Source organism: Rhodospirillales bacterium (assembly GCA_023898765.1).
GTDB lineage: Bacteria > Pseudomonadota > Alphaproteobacteria > Micavibrionales > Micavibrionaceae.
This window is the reverse complement of the sequence record CP060238.1, coordinates 452,820-466,348: the sequence shown is the minus strand read 5'-3', so window position 1 is coordinate 466,348 and position 13,529 is coordinate 452,820. Positions and strand designations below refer to the sequence as shown.

Here is a 13,529-nt window from a genome sequence, read left to right as displayed (position 1 = left end):
GGGTCTTCTTTTTTATGGCATAATTTTAACTTTACGCGGCAACAGGAACCAGTATTGTCCCTTTGCTTTCATATTTCCGGCCAGTCTTTCCGCGTCTGCGCCGTACCCCCAGAAAACATCTCCGCGTACCGGCCCCCGAATGGCCCCGCCCGTGTCCTGCGCGACCATCAGACGCCGGATTTTTTCTTCTTCCCCCGCATCCAGCCAAACCGGTACCCCATAGGGAATGAGAGAATGGTCAACAGCCAGCGACCGGCCACCCGTTAACGTTACGCCTTCGCCGCCCTGCGGGCCGTCGCTCCCTTTATCGTCCGGCAGTTCCCGGAAAAAAACGTAAGATGCGTTTGTCGTCATGATCTCGCCTGCCTGTGAAGGATGGCTTTCCAGCCAGTCCCGAATAGATTGCATGGAAACATTTTCCTTCTCCAGCGCGCCGCGCTTCACAAGCTCCCGCCCGATCGCATAATAAGGATGTCCGTTCTGTCCGGCATAACCGATTCGCATTCTGGAACCGTCTTCGAACACAACCACGCCGGAGCCCTGAATCTGGACAAAAAAGGCATCCACGGGACTGTCGACCCAGACCAGTTTTTTATCCTGCGCAGCAGGCAGTTTTCCAGCCACAATCTCCGCGTGGCTTTCATAGGGTTTTAAATTACCCTCAACAACGCGGCCTGCAATGCGCTGCCCCTTAAGCTCTTCCCGAAACAAACCGAGGTCGACCATAACCAGATCTTCCGGCCGTGCGCGAAGGGGATATTGGTATTTGCCGCCTTTCTCCGGTGCCCCCTTTAAAGACGCTTCATAATATCCGGTAAAAAGCCCTTCCGGATCCTTTCCGGCCAGGACGTGATAAGGTTGAAAATATGTTTCAAAGAAATCCTTTAAATCGGCGGCAGACACGTCATTCATAGCAAGGAAAACACGGCAGGCAGGCTGCCAGTCCTGATAAAGCCCGAAGCGTTGATCGGGGCCAAAGGAGGCGCGGGCGTCTTTTTTCAGAATGCGCGCGCAGCTCTTCCCATAGGCTTCCGCCAGCCCTTTAAAATCCTCTTCGGCCCAACCCTGAAGCGTTTCAAAGGAAGAGGGTTTTAAATCCAACGGTTGCTTTTTATCCGCCGGCACAGATGCACAGGCAGATAAAAACAACGCAAGAAGAAGAGGCAAAAATTTCATATTTAAATATCAGGAACTTTCGGGAAGGGGCGTCTTATGCTCTTCTTCGATCTCCCCGTCGTTTGTTTCAGATACCAGCCAGCGCGGATCCTTTGATTTCAAATCCCGTGTAAAACGCCACACATCTATCATTTGTGTAATGCGGTCAGGGTCGCCGGAAAGAATTTCTCCATCCCTGCCCCGAATAACACAGGTTTCATCCGCTGTAAAAGCAACCGTAACCGTTGCCACTGTTTTTTCCAAAACGGCGGACCTGAACTCAACCTCCCGAACGGCGTGAATCTCCGTTAAAACGCTTTCGCCTTTTTCCTCACGAATTTTCAACGCCCCGTCAAAAGCGGCATAAACCTGTTCGGTTAAAAGATTTTTGAGCGTTTCACGGTCCCCTTGCGCAAAAGCCTCGACGATAATGACAAAAGCCTCTTTCGCCGCAGAAGAAAAACGGACCAGGTCAAAGCCCTTATCCATACGGGCAATATTATCCAGCGCTTCTTCAACATCCGCGTCTGCAAAACGAACGCCGCGCGGGAGTGAAGGGCCGTCTTCTTCCGTTACAACAGAAAGCATCGGGGGCTTTCCTTCTTTTTTATCCTTCAGAGCCGTCTTTTTCATTTTCTCGTCGGAAGGAACCGATGTAAACGGATTGGGCCGCTGGCGCTCATCGCCATGACGTGTTCCCAAAATATTACGCAGCCAGAATACAAGGCCTGCCGCAATAAGCGCGTAAAGAAGAATGTCTGCAGGAATCCCCGTCATTGCTTTTTATCCTTTAAATAGCTTAAATCTAAGACCGACGGCCAGCATAGCGCAATTTTAGGATTAGAATCCAATGCCATTTTTTCTTATGTTTTTTATCATTCCCCTGATGGAGGTTTTTGCCTTCATTCAAGTGGGCGAAGAGATCGGCGTTCTGCGCACGCTTCTTCTTTGTGTCCTCACCGCCTGCATAGGGGGTTTTCTTGTGCGCCAGCAGGGATTGGGAATTTTAATGCGTGGCCGGCGAAGCCTGCTGGAAGGCCGGATGCCTGTCGACGCCCTTTACGAAGGCTTTTGTGTTGTCGCGGCCGGCGCGATGCTTATCACGCCCGGTTTTGTAACGGATACGCTTGGTTTTTTGCTTCTTGTCCCGTCGGTGCGCAAAATTTTGCGGATTTATCTGACGCGCTACCTGAAGGTTTATACCGCAACAAACACGGTAAACGAGGACTTTCACCGCCCGCAATCCCGTGATACAGATGTTCTGGAAGGTGAATATGAACGGCTTGATAAAGATGAGGACAAGTTAAAAAATGAGTAACCCAGACCAGCCCGCCGGGGAAAATAAGGCAAATAAACAAAACGGAAGCGCCCATGCCCCGTCCTTGCCCGTTATTCTCCATGCGCAATACTTAAAAGATATCTCCTTTGAAAATCCGCACGCGCCGGCAACGCTAAAACCCGGACAGGAAAAACCGCTGATGGAACTGGATATCGGTCTGGAAGCCCATAAAATTGAGGAAGAAGGCCTTGAAAACCCGCACGAGGTTGTTATTACCTTAAAAGCTGAAGCCCGCCGTCAGGATAAAACCGTTTTCATTGTCGAAGCGATTTACGGCTGCGTGGTGTCGATACAAAATGACGTACCGCCGGAAAAAATCCACCCCATGCTTTTTATCGAGATTCCGCAAATTATTTTTCCCTTTGCGCGTCAGGCTATCGCAAACGTGACGCAACAGGGCGGTTATCCACCTTTAATGCTTTCTCCTGTGGATTTCAGGGGTATGTATCTGGCTCAATATGCAAGACATGTGGACGAAGAAGACCCGGAAAAAACAGCGCAGGCATAAGATTGCCTGTATCCTTTCCAAAATCCATTTTTTCCGTTAATCTCAACGGGTAATCAGGCAAAATATCGCCTTTTTTCTCGTTTTTTCTATGTTTTTCTTTTTATATCAAGCGCTTAATATTTTTCTGCGCTTAAAACATAAAATTCTTTGTTAATTTTATTTAAATAATTTTATGTAAACATATGAAATGGTGCTTTGTATACGGGACAAAAGCAATCAGGGGACATTGGGGAAGAAAATCATGGTAAAGCGGTTTTTCAACAAACAAAACGGCGCAAGATCAAGATGGGGGGAATCCGGGAACATTTTCTTCACCATGTTTGGCGCCGTAGCTCTTGTCGGCGCGGTAGGGGCCGCTTCCATGACGGTGATGAAAGGCCCCGTGCGCGCGATGTCCGAAATTACCAAACGGACGATTGCCGAAAACAACATGATTGCCTCTGGAAAACTTTCACTCACGGCCTCGGCTAATGCGGCAAACGGCGGGGACTGCGACAGTGACGGCCATGTGGAGCCCATCCAGTTTGTCGTTGCCACCCCCAACCCGACCGGCGGCGGACAGCTGCCCCCCAGTATCGGCGCGGCGCTTCAGGACCCGTGGCAAACCAATTACGGCTACTGTGTCTGGGACCACGGAACCACGATCGGCGATACGGGCGCGGACTGTATTGACCCGGTTGCGGCCAACAACCGTCTTGCCGGGGAAAACACCCAGACGGGCATAGCACTTGCCATTGTTTCGGCAGGGCCGGACCGGATTTTCCAGACCGTATGTAACGCCTATCCGACAGCCACCCCTGTGAACAAAAACGGGTCGGACGACCTGATTTTAAGCTACACCTATGCCGAGGCGGCTTCCGGCTCCGGGGGCCTGTGGAATCTCAAGAGCGGATCGCCGGAAATCGCCGAAATCGGCGGTAAGGACATTGAAGTCGTGGGCAGCCAGGGGGCCGGCACGGCCTCCATCGGTTATGACGCCGGCCTCGGCATTGCGGGCGTCGGGCAGTTCATGGCCATAAAAACGGACGATATTTATTCCAACGCGGCGGCCTTCGTCCAGATGCAGTCCCCGCTGCATGTGAAGTCTACTTTGTACATGGAAGATATCTTCCGCGCCGAAAACCGCTCCGGCATTGCCGCGCCGACAGGCGGGGCCTCCGGCGCCGTCATTGACGATCTGGGTGACGTCGATACGACGGGCAAGGCCCTCAACGACCTTCTGACATGGGACGGCACCAACTGGATCGCTCTGGCGAACCCCTTCACGGAAACTGATCCGCAGGTCGGCACCCTGACCGCCAACAAATGGTGCACGGCGGAGGTCGGCGGCGCGTTCATCGACTGCACAGACGATGGCCCCGCCATGGACAATCTGGGCAACCACACCGCGACAATGGCCCTCGATATGGCGACAAACGACATTGACAATGCCGGCACCATTACCGCGACGTCTTACGTCCATACGTCCGACCGGCGGCTGAAAGACAATATCGAGACGGTTGCGAATCCGTTCGACCTGCTGGAAGCCATCAGCGGAAAACATTACACCTGGAAAAAGGACGGCAGTCCTGCTTACGGCGTGATCGCGCAGGACGTGGAAACCGTCATGCCCGAGGCCGTCCATACGGACGAGGCCACCGGCATGAAGGCCGTGGATTACGACCAGCTTCTCTCCCCGCTGATCGAGGCGGTCAAAACCCAAAACAGGCAGATCAAAGCGCAGCAGGCGCAGATTGAAGCCCTGCTGCGCGACATCGACGCGCTGGAGGCAGAAGAATGAGAACCAATATGTTTAAAACGCTCCTGACCGCTTCGGCTACTTTGATCGTCGCGATCTCTTCCTTCTCGATGTTGTCCGCAACGCCGGCGCAAGCCGCCTGTGCAAACCCCGTCGGAGCGGCCGGGGACATGCTCTATAATGTCGACAGCTCTGTTTTGCAATATTGCGACGATACGGACTGGATTGGCATGAGCGGCGCCGTCGCCCCATCCGTTCTTGACGATCTCTCGGATGTCAGCACCGGCGGCAAGGTGGTGAACGACGTCCTGACATGGGACGGCACCGACTGGATCGCGCAGGCCGTCGTGCCCTCGGAAACCGACCCGCAGGTCGGCACCCTGACCGCCACCAAATGGTGCACCGCCAATGCCGGCGGCACGTTCATCGACTGCACAAGCGACATACCGGCCGGGGACAATCTGGGCAACCATACCGCCACAACAGACCTTGATATGGCGACAAACGATATTAACAATGCCGGCACCGTGACGGCGGATACGTTCCTGCACTCTTCCGATGCACGGCTGAAAGACAGCATTCAAACGGTTGCGAATCCGTTCGACCTGCTGGAAGCCATCAGCGGGAAACATTACACCTGGAAAAAAGACGGCAGCCCCGCTTACGGCGTGATCGCGCAGGACGTCGAAACCGTCATGCCCGAGGCTGTCCACACGGACGAGGTCACCGGCATGAAGGCCGTGGATTACGACCAGTTCCTCGCCCCGCTGATTGAGGCGGTCAAAACCCAGAACGTGCAGATTAAAGCGCAGCAGGCGCAGATTGAAGCCCTGCGCCATAAAATAGACATCCTAAAAGAAGGAGGCCCGAAACATGAATAAACGCTATCTTAAAACCTTGTTTCTGACCCTGGCCACGCTGGCGTCCCTGACCCTTTTGCCGGGCGGCGCGCAGGCCGCCGAGGAATATGTTATCCCCAACGGGGGCACCATCACCATTAACGAGCACGGCGTCTGCACGGCAATTACCAATAACAGCGGCAACGACCTGATGGCGCCGACCAAAACCGCCAATGAATGGAGCACCGGCGGCTCTTCCTTCCTCGAAAACGCGCCCCTCAATATCGAAACGCTGACTTGCTGCACAGGCGGGCAGCAAAATCTGGCGTATACTGGCAGCCCGTATGACAATTATCTTGGATCCTTTGTTGCAGTAGACGGAAACTGGGCCGTGTCTAGTTCAACAAACTGGACTAACGGCTATCCTCTCCATTTTTTCAAGCGCACCGGCGGTGTATGGAGCGAAAATCAGGTGTTAGGGACAGCAATATCAGGGCGTAAACCTGTTGATATAGACGGCGATACAGTCGTCGTCGGCAGAGGAGACGGCACATTCGTCTATTATTACAACGGCACCACATGGTCGCAGCAAGGCGCCGCGCTCCTTGGAATCCCTGACTCTTTTGGAGGCACGAACGTTGCAATTGACGGCGACACAATCGTAACTGGAGACAACCGCTTCGGCGATCCGTCTTATTTCGGGCGCATCTATGTTTATACCCGTTCTGCAGGCGTATGGTCATTGCAATATACCATGACCGGCGCCAGCTGGAACTATTACATAGGAAAAGTAATTGCGCTCGACGGGGATACCTTCGTCGCCAACTACAACAACACCATCCGGGTTTATACCGGCGCAGGCGCCACATGGTCGGAGCAAGCCACATTAACCCCGTCGCCCGCCCCCGCCGGTGTTTTTGGAAATGAGCTTGCGATTTCCGGCGATACCGTTGTGGTGGGGGCAAGTAACGATAATATTAGTGGCAAGAGCGGCGCCGGCAGCGTCTATGTGTTTACCCGCTCCGGCACCACATGGTCGCAGCAGGCCAAACTGATTTCTGATGATCCGTACACCAACGCGAATTTCGGATATGATGTCAGTATTTCCGGCGATCTCTTGATTATTGGGGAGCCTAAATATTACGTATCTGGTGTCGGTGAGAACGGACGTACCCATATTTTTACCCGCTCCGGCACCACATGGACGAGAGATTCTATAATAGTGGGGGCCGCAAATGCCAATTTTGGAACGGGCGTTGACACGGACGGGCTCAGCATTTTCAGCGGTGCGCCCGGGAAAGACGGCTTCGGGGTGAATGACGCCCTCTATATGGATTGCGTGCCGTAAAGACCTGCCGTCCCCGTCATTGCGAGCGACAGGGCTTTGCCCGGCGGAGCGGGCTTCGCCCTGCAAAGCCGGGAGCGCGGCAATCCAGTAAAAACTCTGGATTGCTTCGTCCTGCCGCGCTGCGCTCGCAGTTCCTCGCAATGACGGAAGGAACACCCTGATGGCCGGCCCCGCATCACGAACGGTTCAAGGCGCATCCGCCGCTCCTCTCCTGAAAAACCCCTCTCCCGATGGGAGAGAGCAGCGATGCCCCGCTTTGGCGCAAGGAAAAGCGGCGGCTGGGCGGGCGAAGGATTACCGGGGGGTTAGAGCATCGCGCCTTTACGTTAACCCTCCTTCACCGTCATCCCCCGGTTTATCCGGGGGATCCAGTGCTTTTTCCCCTGGATTCCCCGCCGGAGTTTACCCCCGGCCACGAACGGGGGCGGGGAATGACAAAGTGCAGGATTCTTAACCGGAACGGCTATAACACGAAGACCACAAAGGATACGAAATTTCACGAAGTTTTTCTTCTTCAAACAACGGCTTCGTGTTTCTTCATCAGCTTCTTAAGCTTCGTGGTGAAAACGATTTACCGGTTTTTGCAATGTCCGGTTCTTAAGCAATATTACTATATTTATTTCGCCGCGGCGCCCGAAAGCGTTTCCATCATCTTTTGATGCGCTTCCAGTTCCTCCGCCGATGCCGGGAAGGAGCGCGCCGCCCGCACGGGGCGCGCCGGGGCGTCCGAAGCATCCCCGGCCTCTTTTTGCGCCGCCCCGCTACCTGCGCGGGTTTCCTCGATCCCGAGGGCCTGCTGCCGCCCGCCCAGAAGCTCCATATAGACTTCCGCCAGAAGCTCCGAATCCAGCAGCGCGCCGTGGAGCGTGCGGTTCGTATTGTCGATGTTAAAGCGCCGGCACAGCGCGTCCAGATTGGCCGGGGAGCCGGGGAATTTCTCCCGCGCCATCACCAGCGTGTCCACCGCCCGGCGGAAGGGAAGCGGGGGGAAGCCGAAAATCTTCAGCTCCGCGTTCAAAAATTTCATATCGAATTCGGCGTTGTGGATGACCAGTTTCGCCTCGCCGATGAAATCCAGAAAATCGCCGACGATCTCGCCGAAGGTCGGCTCCGTTTTCAGCCGCGCCTGCGTCAACCCGTGCACCGCCACCGCCTCCGCCGGCACGTCGCGCTCCGGGTTGATATACTGGTGATAGGTGCGCCCTGTGGGGATGTGCCCTTCCAGCTCGACGCAGCCGATCTCGACCAGACGGTGCCCTTCCTCCGGGTCGAAGCCGGTCGTTTCCGTATCCAGAACAATTTCGCGGGTCATCGGATGCCTTTCAAAATTTTCTTCAAAGCCCTTTGCGTATAAGCATAGCCCATTCCGGTTTCTACCACAAAATCGGCGCGGCAGCGTTTTTCCCCGTCCGGCATCTGCGCGTTTATAATCGCCAGGAACCTGTCTTCGTCCATGCCCGCCCGCGCCAGGACGCGCGCGCGCTGCACATGGAACGGGGCGCTGACCAGAAGGGTGTAATCCACCCGCGCCTGCGCCCCCGTTTCGAACAAAAGCGGGATGTCCAGCGCCGCCGTCTTTCGCCCGAGGCTTTTCTGCCGCCGCAGGAAGGCTTCCTGATCCTGCCGGACGACCGGGTGCAAAATCTCTTCCAGCCTCTTTCGCTTTTCTTCATCTTTGAAAACGATCTCGCCCAGAATGTCCCGCCGGATGACATGATGCTTTTTATCCCAGCAGGCCGGAAACGTCACCGCGACTTCTTCAAATCCCGCGCCGCCCGGAGCCAGCGCTTTACGCACGCAGGCGTCGGCGTCATGCGTATCGACCCCCATCCGGCGCAATATGGCGGCGGCCGTGCTTTTGCCCATCCCGATCGACCCTGTCAGCCCTAATACGATCATGCCCGCACCAGTTTTTCCAATTCCTCCGTCACGTCCGGCCGTATACCGAACCAGCTTTCAAAAGAGGGCCGCGCCTGATGGATAAGCATCCCGATGCCGGTCACGATTTCATTTCCGCGTGCCTTCGCAGCGGTCAGCAAGTCCGTCATTTGCGGCGCATACACAATATCATGAACCAGGGAAGCGGGCGGTAAATAATCCAAAGACAATTCCAAAGGCGGGTTTCCCGCCATGCCCAAAGAGCTTGTATTGACAAGCAAGGCGGCCTGTTTCAAAGCCTCTTCCCTGTCTTCCCAATCGGCGACCTTCACCCGCTCCGGCGCCATGGAAGCCAGCTTCCGCGCTTTTTCTTCCGTCCGGTTTGTCAGGACAATTTCAGGAACGCCCTCCTGCAACAGGGCGTAAACGACCGCCCGCGCCGCGCCGCCCGCGCCCAGCACAACGGCCGCTCCGGCTGTAAAATCAAATGCCGGTTGATGCCGGCGGATATTTTCCACAAACCCGAAAGCATCCGTATTGAACCCGAAAAGCTTTTTATCTTTTATCACAACGGAATTTACCGCGCCGATGGCGCGCGCCGTTTCATCCAGTTCGTCGCACAGGCTTAACATCGATTCCTTGTGCGGAATGGTCACGTTAAATCCGCTATATCCGCCCTCTATAAGCTTCCGGACACCGCTTTCCAGATTTTCAGGCGGAATTTCAAGCGCCTCATACGTGCCCGCAAGACCGTATTTTTCAATCCAGTAGCCGTGAATAAGGGGGCTTTTGCTATGCGCGACAGGCTGCCCGATCACGCCGGTTTTGATAAAGCTCATGCGCGCGCCTCCTCCCGGTCTAGAAAATTTAAAAGCGGCAAAAGCGGCAGGCCCAGAATTGTGAAATAGTCCCCCTCGATCTTTTCGAAAAGACGGATTCCAAGGCCCTCCAGCGCGTATCCCCCGACGCAACCCGTAAGGGCATCCCCGGCATATTTCAAATATTCCTCCAGAAAATTATCGTCAAAGTCTTTTACAAAAAGCCGCGCTTCGTCCCGGTGCGACCACACTTCCTTTCCATCCCGGCAAACACTGACAGCGGAAATCAACCGGTGCGGCTTTCCCTTAAATGCCAGAAGTTTTTCTCCGGCTTCTTCTTTTGAGTTCGATTTCGAAACAATCCCGCCTTCGAAGACCAGTATCTGATCGGCGCCGACAACAAGGGCCTCCGGATATCGACCGGAGACGGTCAAAGCTTTCTGCCTGGCCAGTTCCCCCGCGACTTTTGCAGGAAGTTGCCCGGCCATTTCTTTCTGAAGGCCGGCCTCATCCAGATCTGCCGGATGCACGTCGAATGCAAGCCCCGCATGTTTGAGCATTTCGATGCGTGCCTGACTGCCGGACGCTAAAACGAATTTTTTTGTTTTCATTCCTCGGTCGTTTTCTGTCTCTTTTCCTTATGCTTGTGAAGCAGAACAAAAATTTCGGCCGCCGTTTCCTCGACGGAACGGCGGGTCACATCAATAACCGGCCATTTGTTTTTTGAAAAAAGACGGCGTGCATTGCGGATTTCCTGTTCGATCACCTCTTCGTCCAGATAAGCATTTTCATTATAGTGCGGATCGTTTTTATCCGCCTGAAGGCGCGTTTTTCGCAAATTGGCCAGCCGTTTCGGGGATTCCGTCAGCCCTACAAAAAGAGGGCCTTTCATGCCCAGAAGTTTTTCAGGAAAAGGTATGCCCGGCGCCAGCGGTATATTCGCCGCCTTGATCCCGCGCCGCGCGAGGAAAATGCATGTCGGGGTTTTAGAGGTGCGTGACACGCCGACCAAAATGACGTCCGCTTCTTCCAACCCGTCAATATCCTGCCCGTCATCATAGCTCAGGGCAAAGTCGACAGCATCAATACGTTTGAAATACGCATCGTCCAGCGCATGCTGCAAACCCGGAATTCCTTGTGTCGGCAAGCCCAGATAAGACGACATGGAACGCAGAATCGGGTCCATTACCGGCATGCAGGGCACATGCAGCTCATTGCACACCCTCTCCAGTTTCTTACGCAAAGGCCGCTCCACCAGCGTATAAAGAACGGGACCGGGATTTTCACGGATATCTTCAATAGCGCGGTCAAGCTGCGCCATCGAGCGGATCATCGGCCAAAAGCGCTCTGTCGGATAAATGCCCTCAAATTGGGAAAGAGCCGCCCGCGCCAGGCCTTGCAGCGTCGTCCCCGTTGCATCCGAAATCAGGTAAATCGAAAAAGCGCGGATCGGGTCTTTTTTCTTATAAGAATTCATGGCCTTATCCTATCAGCGGATGCGGCTTTGCAAAGCAAAAAGGAGTAAAAACTTTAAGGAAAGATCTTTCTGGCCAAAGAGGAATCCCGAAACGGGACGCCGCCGCTCATGGTGACGTTCGTATCATAGACGATCTGGAATAAATGCGCCTGATTGATCGGGTCATCCAGCCCTGCAAAAGCGGGAGCCTTTAAAACAGAGCTTCCCATGCCGCGCAGGTATAAGGTTCCATCCGGCAACAAGGAAAGGTCTTCGATCGTGCGCGCTTTCAGTGGCTCTTTCCCTGCCGCGCCGCTACAGGATTCGAGGGCCATATCAAGCCGCTCCAGCGCAGCATGATCGCTGCTATTCACCCGCAAGTCATCTTCATACCATTGAATAAAAGCCTCTTTCAGCGCCTTTCCGTTATAAAGGGAAGAAGGGTTCCGCTCCAGGGCGCAACCAAAAACCAGCGCCATATCTCCGTCGTCCGAGCCTAAAATCTGCCGCCAGCATTCCGGAAAGCCGCCGCCACGCAACTCCCACCCCACAAGAACAGTCAGTGTATCCGCATCGGCAGCGCGGGTGCGCTCCAGCGCCAGAAAAGCATCCGGTGTATATTTATATTCAGGCTCTTCCAGCCGGTTTTCATGCCAGATGGTGCGCAAACCCTTGATAAAAGAAATAAGGAGAGCGTTGCGAAAATGAGCGCTGCGTCCGATCACGGCAGGTGAAAACCCGGCATGATCCAGTTCCAGTAAGCATGCCTGCGTGTCAAGATGAAACCCGCCCTCCGGTAAATCGGCCAACCGGACGCGCCATCCCGACTTCTGCGCTTCCTTTAAAAAGGAAAGCGCCGAAGGACTCTCATGCAAAAGGGCACAGGCCCAGTCTAAAACATCGCGGGTGGTTTCGAAGGCATAAGGCAGGGCGTCAATATTGCTGAACGCCTTGATATTTGCGCCGTCGATATTGGAGAGGAAGACGCCGTTTTCTTCTTCAACAAGATCAAAATCCTGCGTTACCGGCGCAGGCAAAATCGTAACGTCTCCTTCCGGAAACAATGATTTTCCACTTACGTTCCTGAGACCGGATTTGCGTGATAAGCGCTCTGATTTCACGTCGAAAAACTCCTCACCAGACGATTCATTCTGCTCTGAATCGGTGCAATTATAATACCTCGTCCCTTTTTGCAGGCAGGGCGCCGAAGGACACGTAGACGATATTTGAGTTTGAGCCTGCCGAAGAAGCGGGCGAAACGGAGTTGGAGTCATGATTGCGGTCCTCAAGAGTATTCATTATGTGCCCCTCAAGATCTTCAGGGGCGGTTTTGATATCGGAGGATTGCAAATGCCGTTCCGTTTCCCGAAAAGACTGCTCGAACTTGATAAACCACAGGAAATTAGCGTTGGACCGATCGCGTATCTCGGTAAAAACAGGGTCCGACAGGATCATTTGTGCATGGGTGGAAAGGTAATTTTTGCCGAAGGGCTGCTCTCCCAGGGAACATATAAGATCTATGGAAATATTGCGCGAAGCCTGCTGACTGCCAAAAACATGCCCCTGATAATCCGCCAGCATAATCTGAATCAGTTTTTTATCATGGTAGCGGCAGCGCTCGGACAAAAACCACGCTTCGAAAACAGCCGCACATGCTGCGCCGTTATTCAGGCTGCGAAAATCGACAAACGCTTCCCGGGCAAAGGCCCGGCCCAGATCTGCCAGCGAAGAATTTTCGATGCGTTTCCAGGTTTCTTTATATTCGGCCAGTTGCAGTTCCCAGGCAATACGGATCATCGAAATAGACAAATCCGCATGCTGCGCCCGGTTAATCAAAATAGCCTGATCCGGATGAAAACTGAGCGGGTGAAGCAAAACGCCCTGACGGTACTGCCAATGACGCCGCAGTTCCCTGGCCGCCAATAAAATCTGGTCTTCATGTATTAAATCCGGATTGATAAGAATTTTTCCGGATTTTCTGTCATAGGCGGCTTCTTTTGTATGGTTGCTGCAAATAATTTCAACGCCGTGATCTTCTGCGCATCCCATCAAAGCCTGCGCCATCCGGCTGTGCCTCAACGCAGCGGTGATTTCTTCCGCTTTGGCTTTTGGATCCACATGCGTATTAGACGCACCGCAAATTCGGTTCGAGTCAGCCAGAAAATCCTCAAAAGACTGGTCGGAGGGCTGTGTAAATTCTGAAGACAGGCGTTCGTAAGCTTCAATCTTATGTTTGAGATCCGCAATATCGCCTTCCAGCTCGTTAAAACATTCGCTCATAAAGCCGTCGTTAAAGAGGCTCTCATCATCGTCAAAAATATCTTCTTCTATATAAAAATAGGGCTGGTCGCTCACGAGCGTACAAAGCACGGGCTGCCGATTATTCAGCGTATACGCCATGCGAACCGGTGAAGATGGATTGAATCTTCGCATAGGTTTATCCGTTTCTT

At 53.9% G+C, this 13,529-nt stretch carries 14 protein-coding genes; 5 read left to right on the top strand and 9 right to left on the bottom strand.

Translation table 11 applies throughout. The annotated features are described in order from the left end of the window. Positions 1 to 12: 12 nt before the first annotated feature. Positions 13 to 1,176 carry a murein transglycosylase A gene (locus H6853_02320; protein USO04131.1) on the bottom strand — a complete coding sequence of 388 codons (1,164 nt, stop codon included), beginning with the start codon at positions 1,174 to 1,176 and terminating at the stop codon, positions 13 to 15. 9 nt (positions 1,177 to 1,185) lie between these two features. Continuing rightward, on the bottom strand, positions 1,186 to 1,923 hold the full coding sequence (locus tag H6853_02315; protein USO04573.1) for a Tim44 domain-containing protein: 738 nt from the start codon (positions 1,921 to 1,923) through the stop codon (positions 1,186 to 1,188). An 82-nt stretch (positions 1,924 to 2,005) separates the two neighbouring features. On the opposite strand from H6853_02315, the gene H6853_02310 reads away from it, so the two are divergent. The 5 genes from H6853_02310 (at position 2,006) to H6853_02290 (ending at position 6,927) form a co-directional block, all read left to right on the top strand. Further along, positions 2,006 to 2,473 carry an FxsA family protein gene (locus H6853_02310; GenBank protein USO04130.1) on the top strand — a complete coding sequence of 156 codons (468 nt, stop codon included), beginning with the start codon at positions 2,006 to 2,008 and terminating at the stop codon, positions 2,471 to 2,473. Beyond that, positions 2,466 to 3,002 carry a protein-export chaperone SecB gene (gene secB, locus H6853_02305; protein ID USO04129.1) on the top strand — a complete coding sequence of 179 codons (537 nt, stop codon included), beginning with the start codon at positions 2,466 to 2,468 and terminating at the stop codon, positions 3,000 to 3,002. Before H6853_02310 ends, secB begins: the two co-directional genes overlap by 8 nt. Positions 3,003 to 3,243: 241 nt before the next feature. Continuing rightward, entirely contained in the window at positions 3,244 to 4,782 is a 1,539-nt protein-coding gene (locus H6853_02300) for a tail fiber domain-containing protein (protein USO04128.1), read from the top strand. Then, the gene (locus H6853_02295) at positions 4,779 to 5,621 is read left to right on the top strand and encodes a tail fiber domain-containing protein (protein ID USO04127.1); all 843 of its coding nucleotides are present in this window, start codon (positions 4,779 to 4,781) and stop codon (positions 5,619 to 5,621) included. Before H6853_02300 ends, H6853_02295 begins: the two co-directional genes overlap by 4 nt. Continuing rightward, a complete protein-coding gene (locus tag H6853_02290; GenBank protein ID USO04126.1) occupies positions 5,614 to 6,927 on the top strand; it encodes an FG-GAP repeat protein in 1,314 nt (437 codons plus the stop codon). Before H6853_02295 ends, H6853_02290 begins: the two co-directional genes overlap by 8 nt. 616 nt (positions 6,928 to 7,543) lie before the next feature. On the opposite strand, the gene dnaQ is transcribed toward H6853_02290, so the two are convergent. The 7 genes from dnaQ to H6853_02255 are packed head-to-tail and all read right to left on the bottom strand — an operon-like array spanning position 7,544 to position 13,512. Beyond that, positions 7,544 to 8,239 carry a DNA polymerase III subunit epsilon gene (gene dnaQ / locus H6853_02285; GenBank protein ID USO04125.1) on the bottom strand — a complete coding sequence of 232 codons (696 nt, stop codon included), beginning with the start codon at positions 8,237 to 8,239 and terminating at the stop codon, positions 7,544 to 7,546. After that, the gene (locus H6853_02280; GenBank protein ID USO04124.1) at positions 8,236 to 8,826 is read right to left on the bottom strand and encodes a dephospho-CoA kinase; all 591 of its coding nucleotides are present in this window, start codon (positions 8,824 to 8,826) and stop codon (positions 8,236 to 8,238) included. The genes dnaQ and H6853_02280 overlap by 4 nt, the downstream gene beginning before the upstream one ends. Beyond that, the gene (locus H6853_02275; protein ID USO04123.1) at positions 8,823 to 9,644 is read right to left on the bottom strand and encodes a shikimate dehydrogenase; all 822 of its coding nucleotides are present in this window, start codon (positions 9,642 to 9,644) and stop codon (positions 8,823 to 8,825) included. The genes H6853_02280 and H6853_02275 overlap by 4 nt, the downstream gene beginning before the upstream one ends. Further along, positions 9,641 to 10,234 carry a septum formation protein Maf gene (maf, locus tag H6853_02270; protein ID USO04122.1) on the bottom strand — a complete coding sequence of 198 codons (594 nt, stop codon included), beginning with the start codon at positions 10,232 to 10,234 and terminating at the stop codon, positions 9,641 to 9,643. The genes H6853_02275 and maf overlap by 4 nt, the downstream gene beginning before the upstream one ends. Then, positions 10,231 to 11,100, bottom strand: coding sequence for a kinase/pyrophosphorylase (locus H6853_02265; protein ID USO04121.1), 870 nt, complete (start codon positions 11,098 to 11,100; stop codon positions 10,231 to 10,233). Before H6853_02265 ends, maf begins: the two co-directional genes overlap by 4 nt. A 53-nt stretch (positions 11,101 to 11,153) precedes the next feature. Continuing rightward, positions 11,154 to 12,200: a hypothetical protein gene (locus H6853_02260; protein ID USO04120.1), complete on the bottom strand. Its 1,047-nt coding sequence runs from the start codon at positions 12,198 to 12,200 to the stop codon at positions 11,154 to 11,156. A gap of 49 nt (positions 12,201 to 12,249) precedes the next feature. Beyond that, positions 12,250 to 13,512 (bottom strand): hypothetical protein, encoded by a 1,263-nt coding sequence (locus H6853_02255; protein USO04119.1) that lies wholly within the window; start codon positions 13,510 to 13,512, stop codon positions 12,250 to 12,252. Positions 13,513 to 13,529 lie beyond the last annotated feature (17 nt).